This window comes from Mesorhizobium sp. M0408, from assembly GCF_040321495.1.
Lineage (GTDB): Bacteria > Pseudomonadota > Alphaproteobacteria > Rhizobiales > Rhizobiaceae > Mesorhizobium.
Genome location: NZ_JAMYRO010000008.1, coordinates 141709 through 159477, shown reverse-complemented (window position 1 = coordinate 159477; position 17769 = coordinate 141709). Strand labels below are relative to the sequence as shown.

Here is a 17769-nt window from a genome sequence, read left to right as displayed (position 1 = left end):
GCTTGTCAAAATTCCCGTTCGTTCACGACGGCGACAATTCGTGCGCCGTCGCCACCACTTCCCTGAGCGAGGCGCCGCCGGAAGCCTCGGTCGCCGCCATCACCGCGCCTTCGACGATCGGCGCATTGCAGACGATGATCTTCTGGGCGCGTGGTTCGCCGATCATCTCGACCGCCATCTCGCTATTGGTCTCGGCACCGCCGAGATCGACGAGGATCGCGACCCCCGCCTCCGACCAGGCCTTGTCGATGGCGCCCATGATCGCCTCGACATTGGTTCCCAGCCCGCCATGGCCGTTTCCGCCGCACCATGCAAGCGGCACTTCGTTGCCGACCATCTGCCGCACCATGTCGGCGGTGCCTTCGGCGACCAGCGGCGAATGCGATACGATGACGATGCCGACATTGCTCATGCGCGCCTCTCGATTGCCTCGGCTACGGCTCGCACCAGAAGCGCAGTCGAGCGTGCGCCGGCATCCATATGACCGATCGAACGGTCGCCAAGGAATGAGGCGCGCCCACGCAGCGCCTTCATCGGCACGGTCGCGTCGGCCGCGTTGTCGGCGATCTCGACGATGTCCGCTGCCGTCTTTCCCTGCAGCAGGGCCTCATGCACCGGCTGCAGCACGTCGAGCATGGTTTTTTGCCCGGCCTGCGACTTGCCTCTGGCGGCAACCGCTTCGATCGCCTTGCCGAAGGCCGCCGCCAGGTCGGCGCGACCCGGCGCGGCGGAAATCTCCTTGCCGAGCGCCATGAACAGCGTGCCGAACAAGGGACCGGAAGCTCCGCCGACGGTCATCACCAGTTTGGTGCCGATCGCCTTCAGCGCCTCGGGCAACGGCTTTGCCGCAAACGCGCCGGCCTCGGCCCGCACTGCCTCGAAGCCGCGTTTCATGTTGAGCCCATGGTCGCCGTCGCCGATGGCCTGGTCGAGACTGGTCAGCTCTTCGGCATGTGCGGCGATCGTGTTTGCCGCCGCCTCGATCAGCCTGGAAATATCCGCTGCCGCCATATCACCCATGCTCCTGGCCCCTGCGCTGCCGGCAGTACGAGAAAATTGCATATCCGGCAATTGAAGCATTCTTTTCCCCAGTCAAGCGGGTTCGAGCAACGCAGCGAGGGCAGTGAAGACCTCGGCGACGGCAAAGGCGCCGGGGTCGACCACGCCGTCGAGCTGGCTGCCAATATAGGCGGACCGCCCGGCCTTGGCCCTGCGCATGGCAGCGGTGGCCTCGGCTCCGCGTTGCGCCGCGACCGCCGCATCTTCCAGACTCCCCCTATCCAGCGCCCTCAAGGCGGGTTCCAGGGCATCGATCATCGTGCGATCGCCGACCCTCGCTCCACCATAGAAGGACATCCGATCGAGGCCGGCGAGAAGCGCCTTGGGAAGCGTTTCGCCAGACTCCAGCGCCAGCGCGGCGGCGGTGAAGAAGATCGACAACAGCACGCCGCTAGAGCCGCCCATGCTGGCGCTCAGGATATCGCCGACGGCGGCGAGCGTTGCGGCAGGGTCAGCGAGCGGCAGTGTCGCAATGCGGCCAAGCACGCTGCGCGCACCGGCCGCCACAGTCGATCCGGTGTCACCGTCTCCCGCCTTGGCATCCAGTCCGTTCAACGCGCCTTCAAGCGAGATCAGCCGGTCGCAGACCGCGACAACCAACCGGTCGGTGCGTGCGTCCTGGCTGGCTTTCGACGCGTTGTTCGGGCCGGCGGCTTTGGCCATCGGCACGACGCTGGCTTGGCGAACGGCTCTTGCCGGCAGCCAGGCGTGAGGGCCTACCGGCGCCCGCAACGCCGCTTCGCGCGATGCATCGAGCCGGATCAGCGACAGGGAAAAGCCGTTCATGTTGAGCGCGGTCATAAGCTGCCCGGGCCCGATTGTCAGCGTCACCTTTTGTGCCAGCGGTGAAGCCAGTACCGCATTGGCGACAAGCAACATTTCCAGCGGTGGCACCGAACCGAGATTATTGATCAGCAAGGCGTAGTCGCTGACCGGATCGAGCCGCGCGGCAAGGCGCTCCGACATGATCGCAACCAGCCTTTCGGCACTTTGCACCGCAATCCGCTCAACGCCCGGTTCGCCATGGATGCCGAGGCCGAGTTCGGCATCGTCCGCCCCGAATCTTTCTTCATGGCTCTGACCGGGGATCGAGCAGGATGACAGCGATATGCCGAGCGAAACGATATCCGCCGCCGCTGCCCGCGCCGCCGCGGCAACCGCCGCCAGGTCAATGCCGGCTTCCGACAGGTGGCCGGCGATCTTGTGCACGAACAAGGTGCCGGCCACGCCACGCGGCTGGGCAATATCAGGCAGGGCAATGTCGTCCGCGACGATCACCATCTCGACGCGGAAGCCTTCGGCGCGCGCCTTCTCGACGGCCAAGCCGAAGTTGAGGCGATCGCCGGTATAGTTCTTGACGATCAGCAGGCACCCGGCGGGACCGGTCACCGCACGGATGGCGGCCAATACCGCTTCCACGCTCGGCGAAGCAAAGATCTCGCCCGAAACCGCCGCCGTCAGCATGCCAATGCCGACAAAGCCGGCATGGGCAGGTTCGTGCCCGGCCCCGCCGCCGGAAATGACCGCGACCTTGGTCTTATCCCAGTTCGCGCGGAGAATGACCTTGATCTCGGGATAGCCGTCGAGGCGAGCGAGATCGCCGGCGCCGGTCGTACCGAGGAAGCCGTCCAGGGCCTCAGTTACGATCGTATCCCTGCGATTGAAAAAATGCTTCATCGAATTGGTCCAGTCCGGTGCCCGAAATTGCCGGTTGAAAGGTGCCAGGAAAACACTCGCGCAGCGCTCACATCAGCCGTCGCCCATCGGGGCCGAAATACAGCGGCGAGCGATAGCGGATCATGATCTTGTCGCCCTGCGCCAGGTCGGTGTCGGGGTCGGTTAGCGTCACCAGCTTCCTGGTCCCCACCGTCACATGCAGATGGTTCTGGTCGCCGAGATGCTCGACCCAATCGACGACGCCGTCGGCATGGCCGTTCGCCGCCTTCTCGATCGAAAGATGTTCGGTACGAGCACCGATCGTCTTTGTTCCCGCCGGCGCGCCGCCATCCGGCAGCAGTCCGACCGGCAACAAATTGATTGCCGGTTGGCCGAGCCTTGCGGCGACGTGAAGGTTTGCCGGCTCAGAATAGATCGTGCGCGGGGAACCGATCTGCACCAGCACGCCGTCGGCGAGAATGCCGATGCGGTCGGCCATGGTCATCGCTTCGATCTGGTCGTGCGTGACGTAGAGCATTGTGGCGCCGAGTTCCGCCTGGATGCGCTTCAGCTCGAGCCTGAGATCGGCGCGCAGCTTGGCGTCGAGCGACGACAGCGGCTCGTCCATCAGGTAGATCGACGGCTTGCGCACCAAAGCGCGGCCGATGGCGACGCGCTGCATCTCGCCGCCAGAGAGTTTGGTCGAGCGATTATTCAGCTTGTGGTGGATGCGCACCATCTTGGCCACGTCCTCGACGCGGCGGCGGATCTGATCCTCCGGCATTTTCCGTGCTGGCGAGCGCAGCGGAAAGGCGAGGTTGTCGTAAACCGACAGATGCGGATAGAGCGAATATTGCTGGAACACGAAAGCGGTGTCGCGCTCGGCCGGCGACAGCGTCGTCGTGTCGTGGCCGGCAATATGGATCGAGCCCGCTTCCGGACGCTCCAGCCCGGCGATCAGCCTGAGCGTCGTCGTCTTGCCGGCGCCGGTCGGCCCGAGCAGCACGACGAATTCCCCGTCGGCGATATGCAGGTCGAGATTGTCGACGGCGACATGCTCGCCAAAAGCCTTGGTCACGCTTTTGATGTGAACGTCAGCCATGATGTGCTCTCCCCTGGGAGGCCGAGTCATGGATTTCGGTGCGCACCGCACGGCCGGATCCTTTTGCGAACAGCGACAGCCGCGCGCTGCTCAGCGCCAGGCCCACATGATCGCCCGGATTGAGCCGGATTTCGGCCGGCACCCTGGCCTTGATGATGCCGTCTGCTGTCTCCACCGCCACGATCTGAGTGGTGCCGAGATATTCCGTGCCGTAAATAGCACCGCGCAGCTTCGAAGCGTCGTCGAAGCGGATGTGCTCCGGTCGGATGCCAAGCGCCATCTCGGCCGGCGCGACGTCCTCGCGGATCTCCGGCACGGCCACCTTCGCGCCTTGCACAACAATTTCCCTGGCGCCCTTTGAAAGCCCGCCGCCGAAGCCGAGGAAATTCATCGGCGGCGAGCCGATGAAGTCGGCGACGAACATCGTCGCCGGCCGGTCGTAGATCTCGCGCGGCGTGCCGAACTGCTCGATGACGCCGTGGTTCATCACCGCGATCTTGTCGGCCATCGACATCGCTTCCATCTGGTCATGCGTGACATAGACGGTGGTGGCGTGGATGCGGTTGTGCAGTTCTCGCAATTCATGGACCATCAGGTCGCGGAATTCGGTGTCGAGCGTGCCGAGCGGCTCATCCATCAGGAAACATTTTGGCCGCCGTACGATGGCGCGGCCGAGCGCCACGCGCTGGCGATCGCCGCCGGCAAGCCCGGAGACCGATTTGTTGAGCAGATGGTCGATCCGCAAAAGCTTCGCCGTCTCCTCCACTCGGCTCCGGATTTCAGCGCCTGGCATGCCTTGCGCCAGCAGTGGAAAGCCGATGTTCTTCCGCACATTCATGTGCGGATAGAGCGCGAACAGCTGGAAGACGAAGGCGATGTCGCGCTCGCGGGCACGCCGCATGGTGACGTCCTCGCCGCCAAGCAGGATCTTGCCGCCGGTCGGCAGTTCGAGCCCGGCGATCATGCGCAACGTCGTCGTCTTGCCGCAGCCGGACGGCCCCAGCATGACGAAGAATTCGCCGTCCTCGACGACGAAGTTGGAATCCTGCACGGCGACGAAATCGCCGAATGCCTTTCTCAGATGTTCGACCCTGATCTCGGCCATCGTCTACTCCGGAAATTTCGAGACGATGATGAACATCGCCGTGCCCGCAAGCATGGTGATGAAGGAATAGGTGTAGAGCACCAGTGCGAAGGGCTGGAACAGCATCAGGAAGCCGATAGCGATGATCGCGGTGGCGACGTTTTCCATCAGCCCGCGCCTGGCCCAGACGGGCCAGCGCGATTTGCGTTTTGCGGTCATGCTCATTTACGCACCGCGCCAAAGGTGATGCCGCGCAGCAATTGCTTGCGAAGCAGGATGGTGAAGACCAGGATCGGCACCAGGAAGATCGTCGTGCCGGCCGCGACCGCCGGCCAGTCCTGACCGCCTTCGCCGATGATGGTCGGGATGAAGGGCGGCGCGGTCTGCGCCGTGCCCGAGGTCAGTAGCGCAGCGAAGGCATATTCGTTCCAGGCAAAGATCAGGCAGAAGATGGCGGTTGCGGCAATACCGGTGGTCGCCTGCGGCAGTACCGTGCGCCAGAACGCCTGCAGCCTGGTGTAGCCGTCGATCATCGCCGCTTCTTCATATTCGCGCGGGATCTCGTCGATGAAGCCTTTCAGCAGCCACACCGCCAAGGACACGTTGACCGCCGTATAAAGCAGGATCATGCCGAGAGCCGTGTCCGACAGGCCAAGCTCCCGGTACATCAGGTAGATCGGGATGGCGACGGCGATCGGTGGCATCATCCGCGTCGACAGGATGAAGAACAGAAGGTCGTCGGCGAGCGGCACCTTGAAGCGCGAAAAACCATAGGCCGACAGCGTGCCGAGGAACACCGCGCAAAACGTCGAGCCGAACGCGATGATCAGCGAATTGACGAAGCGCGGCATGAAGTTGGACGGGCCGGCGATCACCATGTTGCGCTTGCGCACCGTCTCGTCGCACAGGCCCGTCGCCGGTCCCAGCGAGTTGATGTATTCCGGTGTTTGCCGAGTCCGGGTCGAGAACAGGTTGCAGTAGCCCTCGAGGCTGGGCTGGAACAGGATCTTCGGCGGATAGGCGATCGAATCCGGCGGCGTCTTGAAGCTGGTGGCGAAGATCCACAGCAGCGGCACGATCGAGATCAGCGCGTAGGCGACGATGATGGTGCCGGCGACGCGCTTCGACGTGGCCGACGGCGCGACAACGGAATGGGCTGACGTCAGGCTCATCTCTGCTTCACCTTGTTGAGCGCCTTGACGTAGATGTTTGCGAGGCCAAACACTGCGACGAACAGGATGATGGCGAAGGCCGAGGAATAGCCCGTCCGCCAGCTTTCGAAGGCCTGCCGCTTCAGTGTGATCGAGGCCACTTCGGTGGTCGATCCCGGCCCGCCGCCGGTGAGCAAATTGACCATGTCGAACATCTTGAAGTTCTCGATGCCGCGAAACAGCACCGCCAGCATGATGAAGGGCAGCGCCATCGGCAGCGTGATCGACCAGAACTGCCGCCAGTTGGAGGCGCGGTCGACCTCGGCCGCTTCGTAGATGTATTCGGGGATCGAGCGCAGGCCGGCGAGGCAGATCAGCATCACGTAAGGCGTCCACATCCAGGTGTCGACGATGATGATCGACCATGGCGCCAGTGACACGTTGGAGAGCATGCTGATTTCGGTTGCCGGAATGCCGGTGACGAACGAAACGGCGTAGGCGAACAGCCCGATCTGCGGCTCGTAGAGGAAGCGCCAGAAATTACCGACGACCGCCGGCGACAGCATCATCGGCACCAGGATGATTGTCGTCCAGAAGGCGTGGCCGCGAAACTTGCGGTCGATCAGCCAAGCCAGCGTGAAGCCGATCAGCGTCTGCAGCAGGATGGTCCAGAACACGAAATGCGCCGTCGTCTGCATGGCGATCCAGATGTCCTGGTCGGCGAGGATGCGCTTGTAGTTTGCCAGCCCAAGGTTCTTCACAACCTCGTTGGGCCGATTGGCGCGAAAATTGGTGAAGGACAGATAGATTGCCCAGAACAGCGGAAAGATGTTGATAGCTAAAAGCAACAGGATCGTCGGCGAGATGAACAGCCAGGCGAGGCCCTTGTCGCTGATGCCCCGGACCTTGCGGGCCAACGGCTCGGGCGTAGCCCGGGCAACGCTGTCCGCCGTCCGATTGAGCATGGTCAGTCCTGCTTCGGTCACTTGGCTCGTCTCGACAATGGAATTTATCTGAACTGTGTCCCGTGCCAAGTGGCACGGGACGGTTCGGTCACGGGCTCGGGAGGAGCCGGTTACATCTTGCCCCGGCTACATCTTTCCATCGTCCTGGAAGACCTCGGTCCAGTCCTTGACGAGGCCGTCGAGCGCATCCTTGGCCGAGCCTTGCCCGGCAACGACGTAGTCGTGGAAGCGCTTCTGCGATGCCTGCAACAGCGGGGCATAGCTCGGCTCGGCCCAGAAGTCCTTCACGATGGCCATCGAGTCGAGGAAGGTCTGCGCGTAGGGCTGGCTGGCCGGGAAGGCCGGGTCCTTGACGACCGCGTTGAGGCAGGAATAGCCGCCGAGCGACCACCATTTGGACTGAACGTCCTTGTTGGCGAACCATTTGATGTATTTGAGCGCGGCTTCCTGCTTGTCGGAATAGGAGACCACCGAGATGCCCTGGCCGCCGAGCTGGGCGAACTGGTCCCCGTCCGAACCTTTGGGATTGACGAAATAGCCGATCTTGTCGCCGCCGACATTCTCGTCCTTCTGCAGGCCTGGCCAGGTGAAGGCGAAGTTCATGTGCATCGCCACCTGGCCGGATTTGAAGGCATCGACGCCTTCGCCCATGTAGCTGTTCGAGGCGCCGGGAGGGGTGCAGCAATCGTAAAGGGCTTTGTAGAACTCCAGGCCCTTCACCGATTTATCGGAGTTGACGAAGCCTTCCATCTCGTAGGGCTTTTTCGGGTTTTCGTACTGGAAGCCGAAGCTGTAGAGCACGTCCATGGCGCCCATGGTGATGCCTTCCGAGCCGCGCTCGGTGTAGATCGACGCGCCATAGACGGTCTTGCCGTCGATGTCGCGCTTCTGGAAGAATTCGGCGATCTGCTTCAATTGGTCGAAGGTCGTCGGCGGGCCGAGATCCCAGCCGTACTTTTCCTTGAATTCCTTCTGCAGCTCCGGCTTGGAGAACCAGTCCTTGCGGTAAGTCCAACCGACGACGTCACCCATGGCCGGCAGCGCCCAGTAATTCGGCGAGTTCTTCGGCCATTCCGAATAGCCGACGACGGTCGCCGGCACGAAATCGTCCATGCTGATCTTCTCCTTGTCGAAGAAGTCGTTCAGCTTGACGTAATGGCCGTTCTCGGCGGCACCGCCGATCCACTGGCTGTCGCCGATGATGAGGTCGCACAGCTTGCCGTGCGAATTCAGCTCGTTGAGAAAGCGATCGGCATAGTTGGTCCACGGCACGAATTCGAATTTCATGCCGATGCCGGTTTCCTTGGTGAAGTCCTTGGACAATTCCACAAGCGCGTTGGCCGGGTCCCAGGCTGCCCAGCAAAGCGTCAGATCTTCTGCCTGCGCGACATTCGAAACGGCTGTCGACGCAAAGAGTGTCGATGCCAGTCCCAACGCCAATTTCAAGGTCGATTTCATGCCTTCCTCCCATTTGCGAAACGCGTCCGGATGACGGTTTCAAGAGCCCGCTAAACCCCTCCTCGGGGGCCCAAACACAACGACGCGGCGGCGCACCGGATGTTTAGTAATTTGTTTAGTGATGCAATTTTTACTAAACAAGGCAAGCGAATTCGTTGCTGCATCGCAGCATGCTGGATACGAAAGCAACGTGAGAAGTTGCGGCGACCTGCCTAGGTCACCGTCTTGTTGCTGACGGCCACCGGACGGATCACTGGGGCCGGCGGCAGCAGCGCGCGGATATCGGCGAAGGGGAAGACTGGCTCGAAGCGGAAGGCCTCGGCGAACGATCCGGCTGGGCCGTTGCACTGGCCGGCGCGAAAGGCGTTCTGGGTGCGCGCCGCGTCGACGAAACGCTCGGGATCCTGCGACTGGTGCGCCCGGATCGCCTCCGCCTTGAGATCGAAATGCCTGGAGGTATCGACGTAGTGCGTTGGCGAAAACCCGGTGCCGCCGAACGTGTCGGCATGTAGCACCGGCACCGAGAATGACGCTGCGATGCGCACGCCATCCGACAGCGCGCGGTGGTCGCCATGATAGTCGTTCGGCGCATGCGTTATCACCAGATCCGGCCCTATCTCGCCGATCAGTGCTTTGAGCGCCCCGATCAGCGCGGCATCCGCGACCAGCCCGCCATCGGGAAAGTCGAGGAAGCGCGGCGTCAAGCCAAGCAGGCCGGCCGCCGCCGTCGCCTCCTTGCGGCGCCTGCGGGCCAGCGCTGACGGATCGCCGTAGCCGCCCCTGGTGCCATCCGTGGCTATGGCAAAAAAGAGTTCTGCGCCTTGCGCGGCATAGGCCGCCATCGTACCGAACATGAAGATCTCGATGTCGTCCGAATGCGCGCCAAGCGCCAATATCTTCACTCTCATCTCTCCCGGAAATGGAAAAACGTGCCCAACGGAATTCTGCTCGCGCTCATCGCCTATGCAAGCTATTCGTGCAGCGACGCGGTTGTCAAAAGCCTGGGCGGGCAGTTCAACGTCTTCGAGATCGGCTTCTTCTCGACATTGTTTGCCGGCTGCTTTCTGCTCTTTGCCAGGCCGGCAGGCGAGCGCTGGCTCGATTTCTGGCGCACCAACCGGCCCTGGGCGGTACAGGCCCGGGCCTGGGCCGGCATCGCCTCGGGCGTGCTCAGCGTCTATGCCTTCACCACCATCCCGCTGGCGGAAGTCTATGCGCTCATCTTTCTGGCGCCGCTGTTCGTCACTATCCTGGCCACGCTGGTCCTCAAGGAAAAGGTCGGCCCATGGCGATGGCTGGCGGTCGCCGCCGGCTTTGCCGGGGTCATGCTGGTCGTCAGGCCTGGTTTTCGCGAGTTGCAGCTCGGCCATCTGGCGGCGTTCATCATCGCCTTCCTGGCCGCCACCAATGTCATCCTGATGCGTTCACTCGCCGCGCAGGAAAAGCGCACGACGATGCTCGGCGTGCTGATCGGCTACGGCCTGCTCTTCAACGGCGTCGGTGCGGCGGCTACCTCGTTCTCGCTGCCGGATGGCAGGCAATGGGCCTGGCTGGTGCTGGCCGGCGCCTTTACCGCCGGCGGCCAGCTGCTGCATCTGCTGGCGGTCAAATACGCGCCGGCCAACCGCATCGCGCCGACGCATTACTCGCAGATCGTCTGGGCGGTGGTTCTAGGTGCGCTGTTCTTCAGGGAATATCCGGATTTTCTGTCGCTGGTCGGCTTGGCCGTGGTCGGCGGTTCCGGCCTGCTGACGATGGTGCGCGAGGAGGTGCGGCTCGGCACGGTGCGCTGGAACCCGTTTTCGCGGACCAGGCTTTGAGTCGGCGCCGAGGTTGCGTCGCGACCGCCACCGCTGATATGCGGTCGCTGCCAACTGGCTGCACAGCATAGCACAATGACGACAAAACCCTTGCCGGACCTGCCGGTCTCCGTTGTCTTGCCGGCGCTCAATGAAACGCTGAGCCATGGTAACAGCGCCGTGCTGGTGGCGCCGCCCGGTGCCGGCAAGACGACGCTGGTTCCACTGGCGCTGCTCGACGCTGAATGGCTCGGCGCCGGAAAGATCATCCTGCTCGAGCCGCGCCGCCTCGCCGCCCGCGCTGCCGCCCGCCGCATGGCCGAATTGCTCGGCCAAGAGCCCGGCGAAACCGTCGGCTATGCCATGCGCATGGAAAACCGCAGTTCCGCAAAGACCAGGATTCTCGTCGTCACCGAAGGCGTGCTGTCCCGCATGATCCTCGACGACCCGGAACTGCCTGGTGTCGCGGCGGTGCTATTCGACGAGTTCCACGAACGCTCGCTCGACGGCGATTTCGGGTTGGCGCTGGCGCTCGACGTGCAGGGTGCGCTGAGGCCCGAACTCAGATTGCTGGTGATGTCGGCAACGCTCGACGGCGCGCGTGTCGCAAAATTGCTGTCCGGCGCGCCAGTGATCGAGAGCGCAGGCCGCGCCTTCCCGGTTGACATCCGCTATGACGAGCGGCCGGCCGGCGTCACCATCGAGGACGCCATGGCCAAGGCGATCCGCTCGGCGCTTGCCGGGGAGGAGGGCAGCGTGCTCGCTTTCCTGCCCGGCCAGCGCGAGATCGAGCGCACCGCCGAGCGGCTGGCGGGCAAGGTCGGCGCCGATACCGACATCGTGCCGCTCTATGGTATGCTCGACAACAAGGCGCAGGACGCGGCGATTAAGCCGGCGCCGCTCGGCCGCCGCAAGGTCGTGCTGGCGACGTCGATCGCCGAAACCTCCATCACCATCGACGGTGTGCGCGTCGTCATCGATTCCGGCCTGTCGCGGCTGCCGCGCTATGAGCCGGCGAGCGGCCTGACGCGGCTGGAGACGGTACGTGCTTCCCGCGCTTCCGCCGACCAGCGCGCCGGCCGTGCCGGGCGCACGCAGCCGGGCGTCGCCATCCGGTTGTGGCGGGCCGAGCAGACAGCGGCCCTGCCGGCCTTCACGCCGCCGGAAATCCTCGAGGCCGATCTTTCCGGCCTGTTGCTCGATAGCGCGGCGTTCGGCGTCGCCGATCCGACCAGCCTGTCCTTCCTCGACCCCCCGCCGGCTCCGGCGCTCACCGAGGCGAGGGTACTGCTACGTGCGCTCGATGCTGTCGATGCGGCAGGACGCCTGACGGATGCCGGTGCCGCGATGCGCAGGCTGGCGCTACCGGTGCGGCTCGCCCACATGGTCGCCGAGGCGGCAAGAACCGGAGAGGCGCTCGAGGCGGCGATGCTCGCCGTATTGTTGACCGAGCGTGGCCTTGGCGGCGATGGTGCCGATCTCGAACGGCGGCTGCTGCGCTTTCGCGCCGAAAGATCGCCGCGCGCCACCGCCGCCCGGCAGCTGGCTGAGAGGCTGGCAAAGCAGGCTTCACCCTCCCCCTCGAGGGGAGGGTCGGCGAGCGAGCCGAGCGCAGCGAGACGAGGGAGACGGGGCGGGGTCGTCGATGGCGTGCCCGAACCGACCCCACCCCGATCCGCTACGCGGATCGACGCGCCGGGGCGAGCCACGGGGCTCGCTCGTCCTTCCGACCCCCTCAAGAGGGAGGGCAGCACAGCCGGCGCTCTCCTCATCCATGCCTGGCCGGATCGGGTCGCCAAAGCGCGCGGCGAGCGTGGCCGCTTCGTGCTTGCCAACGGCTCGGGCGCCATGCTCGACGCCTCCGATCCGCTGGCCGGCGAGACCTGGCTCGTCGTCGCCGACCTGCAGGGCAAGGCGCAGAACGCCCGCATCACCGCAGCAGCAGCCATCGATGAGGCCGACATCCGCACTGCGCTGGCGGAAAAGACCGAGACCCGCCGCGAGGTGAGCTTCGACCGCGACAGGCGCGCGGTGCGGGTGCGCGAAACGGTTCGCCTCGGCGCCATCACGCTGTCCGAACGCATGCTGCCGGCGCCGACCGGTGCCGACGCGGATCGCGCCATCCTCGACGCCTTGCGCGAACACGGCCTGTCCCTGTTGCCGTGGAACAGGGAGGCGGAGACGTTGCGGCAGCGGCTCGGCTGGCTGCATCGCGGCCTCGGCGCGCCATGGCCCGATGTCTCCGATGCCGCGCTCGTCGAGCGCCTCGACGACTGGCTGCTGCCGTTCCTTTCCGGCGCGGCATCCTTTGCGGCAATCGATCCCAGCGTGCTTTCGCAAGGCCTGATGACGCTGGTGCCGCACGAATTGCAGCGCAAGATCGACACATTGGCGCCGACCCATTTCGACGCGCCGTCGGGCAGCCGGCTGCCGATCCGCTATGGCGGCGAATGGCCGGTGCTGGCGATCCGCGTGCAGGAACTGTTCGGCTTCGACCGGCATCCGGCGATCGCCAACGGCACTGTGCCGCTGACGCTCGAATTGCTGTCGCCGGCTCACCGGCCGATCCAGACGACGCGCGACCTACCCGGCTTCTGGCGCGGCTCCTGGGCCGATGTGCGGGCAGAGATGCGCGGCCGCTATCCCAGGCATGTCTGGCCGGAGAACCCGCTTCTCGCCGCCGCCACCAGCCGCGCCAAGCCGCGCGGTACCTGATGCTTCCAGATTGTCATCCCGAACCGAGGGCCGGCTTCGGCGGTTTTTCGGAAAAGACCTCCGGCTGTTTCCCCTCTATAATCACTGGCCATGATAAACATCCTGCACGCACCCGACTTCCAGCAAAGTCAGCGGCTGCGCCTCAACACGCTGATCAGGTTGCGCTGGCTTGCCATCGTCGGCCAGAGCCTGACCGTGCTTGTCGTCGCTTACGGGCTGAAATTTCCGCTGCCGGTCAGCATGTGTTTTGCGCTGATCGCCTGTTCGGCCTGGATGAACCTTTTGCTGACCTTCCGCTATCCGGCGGCGCATCGGCTTACCCCGTTCTCGGCCTTCGCCATCCTGACCTTCGACAGCCTGCAGCTTGCCGGCCTGCTCTACATGACCGGCGGACTCACCAATCCGTTTTCGCTGTTGATGACCGTGCCCGTCGTCGTCTCGGCGACGTCGCTGCCGCTGCGGCTGACCGCCATGCTCGGCGCGCTGGTGATCGTGGCGGCGACGCTGCTGGTCTTTTACCACCTGCCGCTGCCATGGCATGAGGGCGCGCCATTGGCGATGCCGGTCATCTATGTCGCAGGCATGTGGATGGCGGTGTTCTGCTCCATCGCCTTTACCGCGATCTATGCCTTCCGGGTGGCCGAGGAGGCGCGGCTGCTTGCCAACGCGCTTGCCGCCACGGAATTGGTGTTGCAGCGAGAGCAGCATCTCTCTGCCCTCGACGGCCTCGCCGCGGCCGCCGCGCACGAGCTCGGCACACCGCTCGCCACCATCACGCTTGTCGCCAAGGAAATGGAGAAGGCGCTTGGCGAAGATCCGAAATACGGCGAGGACGTGAGGCTGCTGCGTTCGCAGAGCGAGCGCTGCCGCGAAATCCTGAAGCGCCTGACCAGCCTGTCCTCCGAGAGCGAGGTGCACCTCTCGCGCCTGCCGCTGACCTCGCTGGTCGAGGAGGTGACGGCGCCGCACCGCGATTTCGGCATTTCGATCAAGCTTCGGCCGGGCGAGCGCATCGGCCCGGAACCGGTGGGCCGGCGCAATCCCGGCGTCATTTACGGCCTCGGCAATCTGGTCGAGAACGCGGTCGACTTCGCCCGCAACAGCGTGACAGTGCGCTGGAACTGGAATGAAGCCGCCGTCAGCTTCTCGATCATCGACGACGGGCCGGGCTTTCCACCGGAGATCATCGACCGTATCGGCGAACCCTATATGTCGACACGACAAGGCACCGAAGCCGGCGGCGGCCTCGGCCTCGGCCTATTCATCGCCAAGACCTTGCTCGAACGCTCCGGCGCGACGCTCGATTTCCGCAATTCAAGCGAGCCCGGCGAGGGCGCTATCGTGCAGATATCGTGGCCGCGCAGCGTCTTCCTCAATCCCGAGCAGGCTTCGGCCACCATGTTCGACACGGCCTAAATTGGACAATAGCGTTGCGAAACTATATTTGCGTAAAAATCAGGCAGCAGGATTTTCAGCACGATGAGTACTGACGAAACGATTGGCGCAATGGTCGAAGGCGAGGATACCTCGCTGCTGATCGTAGACGACGACAAGCCGTTCCTGACGCGGCTTGCCCGCGCCATGGAAACCAGGGGTTTCGTGGTCGAGACGGCGGAGAGCGTCGAGGAGGCGGTTGCCAAAGCGCGCGCCAATCCGCCGGCCTATGCGGTGGTCGACATGCGGCTGGCCGACGGCAACGGCCTCGACGTCGTCGCCGCGATTCGCGAGAAGCGCGACGATGCCCGCGCCATCATCCTCACCGGCTACGGCAACATCGCCACTGCGGTGACGGCGGTAAAGCTCGGCGCCATCGACTATCTGTCGAAGCCGGCCGATGCCGACGATATTTTTGCCGCCCTGACCCGCACCGCGGGCGAACGCGCAGCGCCGCCAGAAAATCCGATGTCGGCCGATCGCGTGCGCTGGGAACACATCCAGCGCGTCTACGAAATGTGCGACCGCAACGTCTCGGAAACCGCACGCCGCCTGAACATGCATCGCCGCACGCTGCAACGCATCCTCGCCAAGCGCGCGCCGCGCTAAAGGGCTCTCATTACAGGCTTGCCCGGCCAGCGCTGTTTGCGCATCATCGCTTGGCGGTGTCGGACCTTGCTACTGATACGACGGAGGCGACATGCAGGACGAAAAGCGGCGGGTCTCCATGCTGCGCGAATTCCTCGACAGCGAGGCGGCCGGCGGCCTCGTCCTGATGGCTGCGGCGGCCTTGGCCCTGATCGTCGCCAATTCGCCGCTGGGCGAGGCTTATTTCTCCGCCCTCCATGCCTATCTCGGACCGCTCAGCGTCTCGCACTGGATCAATGACGGCCTGATGGCGGTGTTCTTCCTGCTGGTCGGCCTCGAGATCAAGCGCGAAATGCTTGACGGCCAGCTGTCGACCTGGCCGCGCCGCGTGCTGCCCGGCATCGCCGCCGCCGGCGGCATGGCAGCGCCGGCACTGGTCTACGTCGCCATCAACCACAACAATCCAGCCGCTCTGTCTGGCTGGGCGATCCCGACCGCCACCGATATCGCCTTTGCGCTCGGCGTGCTGTCGCTGCTCGGCAGGCGCGTCCCGGGCTCGCTGAAGATATTCCTCACCGCGCTCGCCATCATCGACGATCTCGGCGCGGTGCTCATCATCGCGGTGTTCTATACCAGCGGCCTCTCGCTCGCCTATCTCGGCGCCGCCTTCGCCGTGATCGCGCTGCTGGTGGTGCTCAACCGCATGCGGGTGCTGACGCTGCTGCCGTACATCTTGCTCGGCATCGTTCTGTGGGTTTTGGTGCTCAAATCGGGCGTCCATGCGACGCTCGCCGGGGTCGCGCTGGCTCTCACCATACCGCTGAAGATCTCACCGGGCAGCGGCCATGATCTCGACCATTCGCCGCTGCACCGGCTCGAACACGGCCTGCACAAGATCGTCGCCTTTTTCGTCATCCCGATTTTCGGCTTTGCCAACGCCGGCGTCTCGCTCGGCGGTCTCAGCGCTGCCGCCTTGATCGAGCCGCTGACGCTCGGCGTCGCCGCAGGCCTCGTCGCCGGCAAGCTGGTCGGCGTGTTCGGGTCTTCCGCGCTTGCCATCCGGCTTGGCTTCGCCGATCTGCCGGTCAATGCCGGCTGGCTGCACATGGTCGGCATTTCGCTGCTCTGTGGCATCGGTTTTACCATGAGCCTGTTCATCGGCCTGCTCGCCTTCGCCAGCGACGCCGCCCTGCAGGACGCGGTCAAGGTCGGCATCCTCGCTGGCTCCTTTATCGCCGCGCTCCTAGGCGCCGCTGTGCTGCTGGTGGCGCCGGCCGGAGGCGAGGCGGAGGAGGCGGAAGAATAGGCGTCTCCTCGCGGGCGCTACCCGTGAGCGACCATGACGTGGCGGACGGCCGTATAGTCCTCCAGCGCGTAGAGCGACATGTCCTTGCCGTAGCCGGATTGTTTCAACCCGCCATGCGGCATCTCGTTGGTCAGCATGAAATGGGTATTGATCCAGGTGCAGCCATATTGCAGCCGGGCCGCCGTCGCCATGGCGCGCGAAACATCCTTGGTCCACACCGACGACGCCAGGCCATAGTCAGAGTCATTGGCCCAGTCCACCGCTTCGTCGACTTCGGAAAAGCGGGTGACCGAGACCACCGGACCGAACACTTCGCGGCGCACGATCTCGTCCTCCTGCAGCGCGCCGGCGACGACGGTCGGCTGGTAGAAGAAGCCGGAGCCCTCGCCCGGCTTGCCGCCCGTGGTGATCTCGATGTGCTTGAGCTCAGAGGCGCGCTCGACGAAGCTCGAGACGCGGTCGCGCTGGCGACGCGAGATCAGCGGGCCGATCTCGTTTTCGGTATCGTCAGGACGATCATACTTGATGGTCGAGACGGCAGCGGAGAGGTCGGCGACGAGCTTGTCGTAGATCTTCTTGCCAGCGTAGATGCGGCAGGCGGCGGTGCAGTCCTGGCCGGCATTGTAATAGCCGAAGGCGCGCAGGCCGTTGACCACCGCGCCGAGATCGGCGTCGTCGAAGACGATGACCAGCGCCTTGCCGCCGAGCTCGAGATGCGTGCGCTTGACCGATTTGGCGGCAGCCTGCAGCACCTTCTTGCCGGTGGCGACGTCGCCGGTGATCGAGATCATGTTGACCTTCGGGTGGTTGATCAGCGTGTTGCCGACGCTGTCGCCGCGACCGAGCACGACGTTGACGACGCCTTCCGGCAGGATCTCGGCAAGGATTTTCGCCAGCTTCAGCGCGGTCAGCGGCGTCTGTTCCGACGGCTTGAAGACGACGGTGTTGCCGCCGGCAATCGCCGGCGCCAGCTTCCAGGCCATCATCATCAGCGGATAGTTCCACGGCGCGATCGACGCGACAACGCCGATGGCGTCGCGGCGGACCATCGAGGTGTGGCCGGGAATGTATTCGCCTGCGACCTGGCCGGGCATCGAGCGGACCGCGCCGGCAAAGAAGCGGTAGCAGTCGACGATCGCCGGGATCTCGTCATTGAGCACGGCATTGATCGGCTTGCCACAGTTCAGCGCCTCGAGCGCCGCGAAATCCTGTGCAGCAGCCTCGATGCGATCGGCGATCTTCAGGAGATAGCCGGCGCGCTGCGCCGGTGTTGTGCGGGACCAGGTGACGAAGGCTTTTTCGGCAGCAAGCACGGCCGCCTCGATCTGCGCTGGGCTGGCCTCGGACAGATTGAGGATGGTCGCCCCGGTCTTCGGGTTGAGGATCGGTTCCTCGGTCTCGGTGCCTTTTTCGAATTTCGAGCCGATCAGCATCTGCGTGTCCATGGAAGTC

Annotated in this window: 16 protein-coding genes; 5 read left to right on the top strand and 11 right to left on the bottom strand. The window is 64.4% G+C overall.

Translation table 11 applies throughout. The annotated features are described in order from the left end of the window. Positions 1–22: 22 nt before the first annotated feature. The 10 genes from dhaM to NKI67_RS12040 form a co-directional block, all read right to left on the bottom strand. Positions 23–412, bottom strand: a complete 390-nt coding sequence (dhaM, locus tag NKI67_RS12085) for a dihydroxyacetone kinase phosphoryl donor subunit DhaM (protein WP_352448466.1) — start codon at positions 410–412, stop codon at positions 23–25. Further along, positions 409–1011, bottom strand: a complete 603-nt coding sequence (dhaL, locus tag NKI67_RS12080; protein ID WP_023676330.1) for a dihydroxyacetone kinase subunit DhaL — start codon at positions 1009–1011, stop codon at positions 409–411. The genes dhaM and dhaL overlap by 4 nt, the downstream gene beginning before the upstream one ends. Positions 1012–1092: 81 nt before the next feature. Beyond that, positions 1093–2736, bottom strand: coding sequence for a dihydroxyacetone kinase subunit DhaK (locus tag NKI67_RS12075; RefSeq protein WP_023676331.1), 1644 nt, complete (start codon positions 2734–2736; stop codon positions 1093–1095). Between the two features lie 67 nt (positions 2737–2803). Continuing rightward, positions 2804–3817, bottom strand: a complete 1014-nt coding sequence (locus NKI67_RS12070; protein ID WP_023676332.1) for an ABC transporter ATP-binding protein — start codon at positions 3815–3817, stop codon at positions 2804–2806. After that, positions 3810–4922: an ABC transporter ATP-binding protein gene (locus tag NKI67_RS12065; RefSeq protein WP_023676333.1), complete on the bottom strand. Its 1113-nt coding sequence runs from the start codon at positions 4920–4922 to the stop codon at positions 3810–3812. Before NKI67_RS12065 ends, NKI67_RS12070 begins: the two co-directional genes overlap by 8 nt. Before the next feature lie 3 nt (positions 4923–4925). Then, positions 4926–5126 carry a hypothetical protein gene (locus tag NKI67_RS12060; RefSeq protein ID WP_023676334.1) on the bottom strand — a complete coding sequence of 67 codons (201 nt, stop codon included), beginning with the start codon at positions 5124–5126 and terminating at the stop codon, positions 4926–4928. Then, the gene (locus NKI67_RS12055; protein ID WP_023676335.1) at positions 5123–6073 is read right to left on the bottom strand and encodes a carbohydrate ABC transporter permease; all 951 of its coding nucleotides are present in this window, start codon (positions 6071–6073) and stop codon (positions 5123–5125) included. Before NKI67_RS12055 ends, NKI67_RS12060 begins: the two co-directional genes overlap by 4 nt. Further along, complete coding sequence (locus tag NKI67_RS12050) at positions 6070–7017, bottom strand: carbohydrate ABC transporter permease (RefSeq protein ID WP_031211681.1); 948 nt, start codon at positions 7015–7017, stop codon at positions 6070–6072. Before NKI67_RS12050 ends, NKI67_RS12055 begins: the two co-directional genes overlap by 4 nt. Positions 7018–7143: 126 nt before the next feature. Beyond that, positions 7144–8475: an ABC transporter substrate-binding protein gene (locus NKI67_RS12045; RefSeq protein WP_023676337.1), complete on the bottom strand. Its 1332-nt coding sequence runs from the start codon at positions 8473–8475 to the stop codon at positions 7144–7146. Positions 8476–8687: 212 nt separating this feature from the next. Next, the gene (locus NKI67_RS12040; protein ID WP_023676338.1) at positions 8688–9377 is read right to left on the bottom strand and encodes a PIG-L deacetylase family protein; all 690 of its coding nucleotides are present in this window, start codon (positions 9375–9377) and stop codon (positions 8688–8690) included. A 27-nt stretch (positions 9378–9404) separates the two neighbouring features. Between NKI67_RS12040 and NKI67_RS12035 the strand changes: the two genes are divergently transcribed. The 5 genes from NKI67_RS12035 to nhaA all read left to right on the top strand — a co-directional run bounded on the left by NKI67_RS12035 (position 9405) and on the right by nhaA (position 16317). Continuing rightward, complete coding sequence (locus NKI67_RS12035; RefSeq protein ID WP_023676339.1) at positions 9405–10295, top strand: DMT family transporter; 891 nt, start codon at positions 9405–9407, stop codon at positions 10293–10295. A 75-nt stretch (positions 10296–10370) separates the two neighbouring features. Continuing rightward, positions 10371–12989, top strand: a complete 2619-nt coding sequence (gene hrpB, locus NKI67_RS12030; RefSeq protein ID WP_023676340.1) for an ATP-dependent helicase HrpB — start codon at positions 10371–10373, stop codon at positions 12987–12989. A gap of 90 nt (positions 12990–13079) precedes the next feature. Then, positions 13080–14405 (top strand): ActS/PrrB/RegB family redox-sensitive histidine kinase, encoded by a 1326-nt coding sequence (locus tag NKI67_RS12025; protein WP_023676341.1) that lies wholly within the window; start codon positions 13080–13082, stop codon positions 14403–14405. A 63-nt stretch (positions 14406–14468) separates the two neighbouring features. Beyond that, a complete protein-coding gene (locus NKI67_RS12020; protein ID WP_023676342.1) occupies positions 14469–15032 on the top strand; it encodes an ActR/PrrA/RegA family redox response regulator transcription factor in 564 nt (187 codons plus the stop codon). A gap of 91 nt (positions 15033–15123) precedes the next feature. Continuing rightward, on the top strand, positions 15124–16317 hold the full coding sequence (nhaA, locus tag NKI67_RS12015) for a Na+/H+ antiporter NhaA (RefSeq protein ID WP_352645371.1): 1194 nt from the start codon (positions 15124–15126) through the stop codon (positions 16315–16317). 17 nt (positions 16318–16334) lie between these two features. Here the strand turns inward: nhaA and NKI67_RS12010 are convergent, their stop codons facing one another. Next, the gene (locus tag NKI67_RS12010) at positions 16335–17762 is read right to left on the bottom strand and encodes a gamma-aminobutyraldehyde dehydrogenase (RefSeq protein WP_352645369.1); all 1428 of its coding nucleotides are present in this window, start codon (positions 17760–17762) and stop codon (positions 16335–16337) included. Positions 17763–17769: the final 7 nt, after the last annotated feature.

Bases quoted from the DNA above. Each gene is read 5' to 3' on its own strand.
- dhaM (WP_352448466.1), bottom strand. From the start codon at position 412: ATGAGCAATGTCGGCATCGTCATCGTATCGCATTCGCCGCTGGTCGCC.
- dhaL (WP_023676330.1), bottom strand. From the start codon at position 1,011: ATGGCGGCAGCGGATATTTCCAGGCTGATCGAGGCGGCGGCAAACACG.
- NKI67_RS12075 (WP_023676331.1), bottom strand. From the start codon at position 2,736: ATGAAGCATTTTTTCAATCGCAGGGATACGATCGTAACTGAGGCCCTG.
- NKI67_RS12070 (WP_023676332.1), bottom strand. From the start codon at position 3,817: ATGGCTGACGTTCACATCAAAAGCGTGACCAAGGCTTTTGGCGAGCAT.
- NKI67_RS12065 (WP_023676333.1), bottom strand. From the start codon at position 4,922: ATGGCCGAGATCAGGGTCGAACATCTGAGAAAGGCATTCGGCGATTTC.
- NKI67_RS12060 (WP_023676334.1), bottom strand. From the start codon at position 5,126: ATGAGCATGACCGCAAAACGCAAATCGCGCTGGCCCGTCTGGGCCAGG.
- NKI67_RS12055 (WP_023676335.1), bottom strand. From the start codon at position 6,073: ATGAGCCTGACGTCAGCCCATTCCGTTGTCGCGCCGTCGGCCACGTCG.
- NKI67_RS12050 (WP_031211681.1), bottom strand. From the start codon at position 7,017: ATGCTCAATCGGACGGCGGACAGCGTTGCCCGGGCTACGCCCGAGCCG.
- NKI67_RS12045 (WP_023676337.1), bottom strand. From the start codon at position 8,475: ATGAAATCGACCTTGAAATTGGCGTTGGGACTGGCATCGACACTCTTT.
- hrpB (WP_023676340.1), top strand. From the start codon at position 10,371: ATGACGACAAAACCCTTGCCGGACCTGCCGGTCTCCGTTGTCTTGCCG.
- NKI67_RS12025 (WP_023676341.1), top strand. From the start codon at position 13,080: ATGATAAACATCCTGCACGCACCCGACTTCCAGCAAAGTCAGCGGCTG.
- NKI67_RS12020 (WP_023676342.1), top strand. From the start codon at position 14,469: ATGAGTACTGACGAAACGATTGGCGCAATGGTCGAAGGCGAGGATACC.
- nhaA (WP_352645371.1), top strand. From the start codon at position 15,124: ATGCAGGACGAAAAGCGGCGGGTCTCCATGCTGCGCGAATTCCTCGAC.
- NKI67_RS12010 (WP_352645369.1), bottom strand. From the start codon at position 17,762: ATGGACACGCAGATGCTGATCGGCTCGAAATTCGAAAAAGGCACCGAG.